This window comes from Undibacterium sp. Dicai25W, assembly GCF_049340505.1.
Taxonomy (GTDB): domain Bacteria; phylum Pseudomonadota; class Gammaproteobacteria; order Burkholderiales; family Burkholderiaceae_D; genus Undibacterium; species Undibacterium jejuense.
Genome location: NZ_JBMPOQ010000019.1, coordinates 58,629 through 66,636, shown reverse-complemented (window position 1 = coordinate 66,636; position 8,008 = coordinate 58,629). Strand labels below are relative to the sequence as shown.

The 8,008-nt window shown below is 46.8% G+C and carries 7 protein-coding genes and 1 pseudogene; 1 reads left to right on the top strand and 7 read right to left on the bottom strand.

Annotation, left to right across the window (positions count from 1 at the left end):
• Positions 1-270 precede the first annotated feature (270 nt).
• Both ACO0KY_RS16630 and ACO0KY_RS16625 read right to left on the bottom strand, forming a co-directional pair.
• Positions 271-422: pseudogene (locus tag ACO0KY_RS16630) on the bottom strand (IS6 family transposase); the annotation flags it as partial.
• Between the two features lie 115 nt (positions 423-537).
• Positions 538-1,179, bottom strand: a complete 642-nt coding sequence (locus ACO0KY_RS16625) for a YcbK family protein (RefSeq protein ID WP_423047898.1) — start codon at positions 1,177-1,179, stop codon at positions 538-540.
• Between the two features lie 340 nt (positions 1,180-1,519).
• On the opposite strand from ACO0KY_RS16625, the gene ACO0KY_RS16620 reads away from it, so the two are divergent.
• Positions 1,520-2,716, top strand: coding sequence for a GIN domain-containing protein (locus tag ACO0KY_RS16620; RefSeq protein ID WP_423047896.1), 1,197 nt, complete (start codon positions 1,520-1,522; stop codon positions 2,714-2,716).
• A 114-nt stretch (positions 2,717-2,830) separates the two neighbouring features.
• Here the strand turns inward: ACO0KY_RS16620 and ACO0KY_RS16615 are convergent, their stop codons facing one another.
• The 5 genes from ACO0KY_RS16615 to ACO0KY_RS16595 form a co-directional block, all read right to left on the bottom strand.
• A complete protein-coding gene (locus ACO0KY_RS16615; RefSeq protein ID WP_423047894.1) occupies positions 2,831-3,259 on the bottom strand; it encodes a hypothetical protein in 429 nt (142 codons plus the stop codon).
• A gap of 28 nt (positions 3,260-3,287) precedes the next feature.
• Positions 3,288-4,196 carry a TraB/GumN family protein gene (locus ACO0KY_RS16610; protein WP_423047893.1) on the bottom strand — a complete coding sequence of 303 codons (909 nt, stop codon included), beginning with the start codon at positions 4,194-4,196 and terminating at the stop codon, positions 3,288-3,290.
• Between the two features lie 97 nt (positions 4,197-4,293).
• Positions 4,294-5,085 (bottom strand): substrate-binding periplasmic protein, encoded by a 792-nt coding sequence (locus ACO0KY_RS16605; RefSeq protein WP_423047891.1) that lies wholly within the window; start codon positions 5,083-5,085, stop codon positions 4,294-4,296.
• A 28-nt stretch (positions 5,086-5,113) separates the two neighbouring features.
• The gene (locus ACO0KY_RS16600; protein WP_423047889.1) at positions 5,114-5,878 is read right to left on the bottom strand and encodes a type II CAAX prenyl endopeptidase Rce1 family protein; all 765 of its coding nucleotides are present in this window, start codon (positions 5,876-5,878) and stop codon (positions 5,114-5,116) included.
• A gap of 39 nt (positions 5,879-5,917) precedes the next feature.
• Positions 5,918-7,963, bottom strand: a complete 2,046-nt coding sequence (locus tag ACO0KY_RS16595) for a UvrD-helicase domain-containing protein (protein ID WP_423047887.1) — start codon at positions 7,961-7,963, stop codon at positions 5,918-5,920.
• Between the last annotated feature and the right edge of the window lie 45 nt (positions 7,964-8,008).

The window sequence follows — 8,008 nt, the reverse complement described above, 5'->3', positions numbered from 1 at the left end:
TCTGTAAATCTGCTCTTACGCATTTCTGTTCTCCTTTGGCATATAAGTTTGCCTCAAGAACTCTGGTTATGCATGGCTTGATTTTACGGGAGGGTTACAATAAAGCCATTGTCTGGTTTAGGGCCGTATTGAGTCGTGATGATGGCGCTACCGCTTAATGTCGTGGTTTGATCTGCATTGAGTGTGATGTCTTGCGTTGCTTCTGCGATCAAGCCTTCGTCAGCGTAAAGGTAGCTGGTGCGTTTTGCCGGGTTGAGGCTTGTTCCGTCATATCTTTTCCAACATCGGTAAGAACCGGCACGCCCAACGATGAAAGAAGAGTGACTCACAAACACACCGAGCTATTGCATCGTCTCTTCAATATGGCGGAAACTCAAAAAATAAGCGGCATACCACGGTATGCAAACCAAAATCGCTTCCAGCGGAAAACGTCAGCCTTTGGTATTCAACGTCGTCATCAAAAATTACCGTTCGCATCAAACGCCTTCGTTTAACGTAATCATTCTCTTTTCAAAATTAATGCGACACCCCTACTAACTACCCCTTCCAACTACGTTGCAAGCCGGTGTCCGTATGGATCCAGCCACCGTTCGCACTAGCGCGGTAATAGAAGCCCACACCACCCTCACGAAAACTGGTGATCAGCGAGCCCAGTACTTCTTCATGTAAATGCGGAATACGGATGTCGGCGGCTTTGCCGTCCATATGCAAGGATTTACGTGCGGCAGGAACACCTTGTTCGATCAACCGACGATTAGAATCTGGTGTGCGATATCCAGATAAAATTTCTAGCGGTTTGGTCATACCAAAACGCGCCACATAGGCTTGAGTGGCCCATAAGGTTTCAAACAACTTAGGATCGATTGCTGCGGATTGTTTGCCATTCACGTCACGCAAAATATGGCACAACTCCTGATAGGCAGAATCGATAATTTCACCATCTTTCCAGTAGAGCAATTTGCTACGCTCGTTGGATGCCGGGCGGATCAGATCAATGGTCCGTGGCTTTACCCAAAAATCGATGTCTAAAGCTTGCGAGTCGAACAGATCAGGCGGCGGTGCTAATTCGGACGATTTTGCATCCGCCGCATACGCAGAGCCTACTAATTTTGTGGTGCTGAACAGGCCAGCAGCGGTGAAAAGAATACTTTTCTTTAATATTTGGCGGCGTGTAGTCATAGGCAGTCTGATTCAGAAATAAGAAAAGTGCTCACTAAAATGAAAAAAATCATGGCCTGACTTCCTGTGAAAGGGCTTATGCAAAACCATCAGGAGACAAAACGGCAAACAAAAATCTCGCTTTAATAAATACCCCAGGTTTCGCAACCGGGTCATTTTGTGAAGTTCCTGTACACCAAGTGTAATGCCAAAATACAAATATGCAACGCCCATCTCCGTTTTTTACATCCGGGAACACGGATTCTGCATTCCGTCGCAATCTATAGGCAATTCTGTCGATAACAAGACTACACTTAAGTATTGCTCAATATTAATTAATTAACTCACTTAATTTTATATTATGAAAAAAAATATCGTCTGGCTAGTTGTAGCCCTGATCACTCTCTCAGCATGTGAGGTAAAAATTGATGGCGAAAAAATCGTCGGTAGTGGTAAATCCATCACCGAGCAAAGACCGGTAACCGCATTTACTGAGCTTGAAAATCAAACTTTTTTCGATATCCTCATCACCAAAGGGGATAAAGACGAAGTCGAAATCACCGGGGATGATAATTTGGTTTCTCAAATCGAAACCGTTGTAGAAGGTCAACGACTCATCATTCGGAATAAAAATAAGTCGTTTAGTTTTACCTGGAAAAATACGCCAGGTACCGTCAAGATCAAAGCAGCCCACTTAGATAGCGTGGACAACTCCGGCAGCGGTGATATAGAACTACGCGGTCTTGAAAACGACAAGTTTTCGCTCAAATCGAATAGCTCGGGCGACATCAAAGCAATCGGCCAGGTGCAATCACTCAATGCAATAGCAAACGGCAGTGGTGACCTTCACCTCGATCAATTATCAGTTGCTCAGGCCGATATAAATATGAATAGCGCAGGCGACGTGAAGATGGGTAAGCTTAGCAAGCTACTGAATCTGAAAGTTAACGGTAGCGGTGATTTTCTGGCTGATTACTTGCAAGATGCGTCGGTCAACCTGATGTTACAAGGACCAGGTAGCGCGAAATTACGAGGTCAGGTTACCGAACTAAAAGTCGATGCCTCCGGTTCAGGCGACCTCGATGTTGAGGGACTTAAGGTAGCACAGGCAACTTTACAACTGTATGGGCCTGGTGACATAAATCTAGCGGGTGCAGCAGATACCTTAACAATTACCATCAGCGGATCAGGCGATGTCGATGCAAAAGACTTACACGCAAAAACGGTCGTGCTCAAAAATAATGGCCCTGCCAATGTTAGTCTCAACGTTGATCAGAACCTCAACGCAGAAATCTCTGGTTCAGGCGATTTAGACGCAAAATTGAATGCAGCCAATAAGATCGAAATAGTCATGAATGGTCCTGGAGCCAGTTCATTATCCGGCACTGCGGATAATCTTACTGCCAAGATCAACGGCTCAGGTGACCTGCATGCACGTGAATTGCTGTTACGCTTAGCCAACATCAAAGTAAATGGCCCAAGCGAGGCAGAAGTTAACGTTAAACAAACGAACGGCGCGCGCGTGGTACGAATTGACCGCAACGGCGTTGTAAATTAGTGTTTTTGATTCAACTCTACCCGCCCCAGAGCAATAGATGGGGCGAGTGAAGTTGAGCGTAATGCGTCTTACCAATGAAGTTTTAACGGCGACTAACAACGCTAAACGTCATGCTTACTTTTGAATCCGGTACGCATGTTGCAGCACCAGCCGACTACCAGCAATCAGGCTATTCAAACCTAAAATCAATTGCACTAATACCTGACCAGGGACTAACCAGATTTGACCGCGTGGTAGGGCTACGCGGGTCACTGCAGTTAATACCGGCTCTGCCCATGCAGCGTCTGGCGTGACGTCTAACAAAATATCGCCGTCACTATTGGTATGCAAATAAATTTCGCCGCCATGCAACAAATGAAAGCAAACACCATATCCAGCTTGAGGGTTCTTGCCTGTTATTTGTTGTAATTCACGGTCATGCAAATCCAGCCAGGCTTCGACATCATTGACGTTTTCCAGAGATACCCACGCGTGTTCACGCAACAAATACTCTGTCTTTGAGACTGTTCCGGCAGTCTCATCTGCAGGAAATTCAGACGACATATAATTTTTCTTTACTTATTCTTAGAATCTATTTGATCTGACGGACTTGCAATCCACGCTGTTTCAACAAATCGCTAATGCTATTGGTTCCCGCAATATGTCCAGCGCCAACCACCACCAGCACGTGCTTACCCGCTGCCATTAATTCGACGATTTTATCAGCCATGGCTGGGTTACGCTCATCGAGTAATCGTTCCATGATTTTTTTTGAGCCCGGATTTTTGTTTGCCTCGGCTTGCAACATGCTCACGACCTTTTCTGCGTTTCCATCCTTCCATGCTGCAATAAGTTGGTTGGTATCACGTATTGCTTCACCGGTGCTTAAACTTTCTAAAGTTTGCGACAACATGGCATCGCCTTCTTCATCACTCAGACCACCTAAAATCTGCGCCTGGTATTCCATGGTCTCTAACTCGACGATCGATTTTTTATCTTTCTTAGCACGATTGATGAAATGGATATCTACTCCTTGTGCAGGATCGTAGCCTTGTCGCGCAAACGTACCTACTAACAAACCCGTCGCAACCATCGCTGGCTTCAATGGCTGAAAGCGTTCCGCTGCAGGTCCGGTCATCTTTTGTAACGACTCCCATGTCGCTGGCTGCAGGTGATTTTGTAATTTGTCCGGCGCTGCATACTTTAACAAGGGTAAGGCCTTGACTGCTGCCTCGCTATCAGTGCCATCAAGCTCAACTGCTAAGGTGTCAGCCTGCTTATATGCTTTTTGGACTTTTTCCGGTAAGGGATAAAAACTTGCTTTCGCGAGATGAATGGAACCAAATAAATAGGCAGTATTGGTCGCCGATTTCACTTCCCATAGCACGCCTTTAGCGGTGGTCTCTGCGGTAGTTTTGGCGTACGTATTTCCAGCAAACAGCGCAATCGAAAACAGCACAGAAATATGTTTCAGGAGAGCGTTAGAGAATTTAATTTGCATGATGGTAGGAGTCAATGTGGAAAATATTTATTCGAAGAATTCAGCTCGCGGAGGGAACGGGCAGATAATATCAAACCTGAGCGTGTAAAGTTTGCTTTTAGTCTTTATGCAGCATAGGGTGACGGCGCCATTCTTCGGTAGCTTTTTTAAGTTCCCGGTCAATGTCGCCGTTTTTGCGCATCTTATCTATTTGCTCATTGAACGCAATTAAATATTTAAGACACGGACTTTTGCTGACAAATCCAACCAGGTTGGCTGTTTCTGTCACAAACGGTTTGACTGCCTGTATCCGCAGATCTAATTTTGATGTCATCAGCGCATTGGTTGCCGGGTAATAACCTGTCAACACGTAGTCAAAGCGATTGGCAATCAACATCCGGAAACTGGTTTCCATGTTGTGCGTCACTTCAACTTGCAAATGTTCATCCATGAAACTATCAAAGGGCTGACCAAAACGGTTTCCACGCGCAACACCACCCCGGCGTCCGATCAGGTCTTCCTTTTTTGTGAAAGAAAATGACTCACCTTTACGCACAAAGACAGCAACCGGATTGCTCAACAACGGTAAGCTAAAGGTCAGAAATTCGCGGCGTTCCGGGGTATCTTTAAGACTAGTGACCAGATCGATACTACCGTTTTCTGCTGCGATTAAGACCCGCTTCCACGGTCCCAGATAACGAAATTCAAAAGGAACACCTATTGCATTTAATGCTTTAGTGGTCAATGTGATACTCGCCCCCTGAAAATGCTGACCGTCATACCAATGTAGCGGGGGATAAGCGGGGTCAGCGGAAATCACAATTTTAGAGCATGCTTCCTGCGCCAACACGACTGGCGATACCAGCATTGCTATTAACAGAGTAGCCAGACGTATCAACCCGCATTGCATCAACATCCCCTACAGGAAGTTTGGACGATTAATCAAACATCATTTCTAAGGCAACACACAAGCTATTTTCCAGGCTATGTAAAATAATGGAGCTCAATAGCCCCTGTCGCAAACGCAAATAAGCTAACAAGAAACCCGCACTTAATTGGGCAATGATGGCAAATACAAGCAGATAGTCACGGCCATTGGTTGAATAGAAATTGCCCAGGTGCACGAGCCCAAAACTGATGGCATAAAACCAAAATACATAAGGGTAATGAAGAATAAACGCTCTGCCCCGTGCAAAACGCTTGCCATTCCCTCTGGGTACCCAGTGCATCCACACCTTATCAACGACAGCAATCAAAGTGAGCGCTGCCGCCATCACCACAACGACAGTTTGACTACTGAAGAAGCAAGCAACTAAGACAGGTCCGATGAACAAGCTGTAGCTGGCTTTACGCAATCCTGCTCTGAAGACCAGTTCTTCAATTATTGGCGCGATAACAATCGCATATAGCGCCATTTTCCCCTTTATTTCCAGCTTACTTTCAAGGCCAGCCCATTCATCCAGTATGGAATTAAGCGGAAGTGTTACAAAGAGTACAATCGTAATATCTATGCCAAAAACCAACAAAAAACGCCGCCACGTCTGACTAAAAGGTGCCGAAGCGATGCGCCCACGACGCGGTTTTTTAAGGAATTCTTTCAGCTCACGCCATTCTTGTCGCCAGTCAAAGCTTGGCGTGGTGCTCATCGTTGGCAATGCGATTCCGAGGTTATCACCAGACATTTCTTCACTGCATTGTTGCACCATCCGCTAACCTCAATATCAATTTGAAAATATTTTTACTCAATCGATTGTCGGATGATGGTTTGTTTTTGTCAACAAAGCTTTTAAATTCGCTAAGCGTTCTTTTGGGGTTAGTGTTTCGGCTTCGGTGGGCACGGCGTCGCCTTCATCAAGCTTCATTTCTTTAATGAATCGGGAGACATCACAATGCACCGGGGCGCCAGCGCGTTTGCGCTTTTTGCACCAGGTAATATGCAGGCTGCGCTGGGCGCGCGTGATGCCCACATACATGAGTCGCCGTTCTTCTTCTATACGCGCCGCTAAGGTCTCTATTGGTGCATCTGGGTCGCCTTTGTGCGGCAAGATGCCTTCTTCAACGCCAACTAAAAACACGTGCGGATATTCCAGTCCTTTGGATGCATGCAAGGTCGACATCCGCACGGCATCTGGTTCTTCGTCTTTGCCTTCCATCATGCTCATTAAGGCCACCATCTGCGTCAGATCCAGAAGGCTACGGTGATCATCGGTACCGTCTTTGCCGCCACTGCCTTTGGTTTTCAGCCACTGAGTAAAATCGAGCACGTTTTGCCATTTGCTTTGGGCGGCGCGATCATCAAAGCTATCGTACAAATAGGCTTCGTAGTTGATTTCTTTCATCAAGTCATCGAGCAATTCTGCCGCGTGTCCTTCTCGATGAGCGTGCGCTTCAACGTGATTGATAAAGGTCGCAAATTCACGCAAAGGTCGTAATTGTCGCTCAGTCAACTTCGCTTCGATGCCGCCCTTAAATACCGCCGCAAATAATGAGCATTGCCATTGACCAGCAAACGCGCCTAAAACTTCCAACGTAGCCTGACCGACACCACGCTTTGGCGTGGTAATGGCGCGAATGAACGCCGGATCATCATCTTCGTTAGCAATGAGGCGTAAGTACGCAATGATGTCTTTGATTTCTGCACGGTCAAAGAAGCTCTGACCACCAGAAATCGTGTACGGAATTCGTTCTTTGCGCAAGGCTTGTTCTATCACTCTGGCCTGATGATTGCCGCGATACAAAATCGCATAATCGGAATACTTGGCGCGGCGTTCAAACCGATGGGCAGAGATCATGATGGCGACTTGTTCAGCTTCTTGCTCATCATCTTGCATACCAAGCACTTTGACCGGATCGCCGAGACCATGTTCTGACCACAGCGATTTTTCAAACAGCTTGGGGTTATTGCCAATCACCGCATTGGCGGCTTGCAAAATACGCGTGCTGGAACGGTAATTTTGTTCGAGTTTAATAATTTCCAGATTGGGAAAATCAACTTGCAGGGTTTTCAGATTTTCGATAGTTGCGCCACGCCACGCGTAGATCGCCTGATCGTCGTCACCCACGGCGGTGAACATGGGCTTTTTGCCGATCCCGCTGACTAATAATTTCACCAGCTCGTATTGGCAGGTATTGGTGTCTTGATATTCATCGACAAGCAAATAACGCAAACGGCGCTGCCATTTGTCGCGCACCTGTTCGTTACTGCGGAATAACTCCACCGGCAAGCGTATCAAGTCATCGAAATCGACGGCCTGATATGCTGACAAGGTGGCAACGTAGCTGCGATAAATGCGTGCGGCAGTGGCTTCATCTTCGTCTTGTGCCTGTTTCAGAGCTTGTTCGGGATCGATCAGCGCATTCTTCCACAAGGACATGGCGGTTTGTATCCGGCGTATCAATTGCTTATCGGTGGTAATCGCCAAATCCTGCACCAAAGCAAAGCAATCATCGCTGTCCATAATCGAAAAACGGTCTTTCAATCCCAGTGCCTGCGCTTCTTGGCGCAGAATTTTGACGCCCAGCGAGTGGAAGGTCGATACCGTCAATTGCTTGGCCTGACGCGGTTCCGCCAGCAGTTTGGCGATACGTTCCTGCATTTCCAGCGCGGCTTTATTGGTAAATGTCAGTGCCGCGATGTGCTTGGGTTCATAGCCGTGTAATTCGATCAGATTGACGATTTTTTGGGTAATCACCCGGGTTTTACCCGAGCCAGCTCCTGCCAGGACCAGGCATGGGCCGTCCATATAATTGACAGCATTTCTTTGGGGAGCATTGAGACCGTGGGACATAGGCGCTTGAAAAACAAAGTAAGCGCTATTGTAGCCTTATGCCAG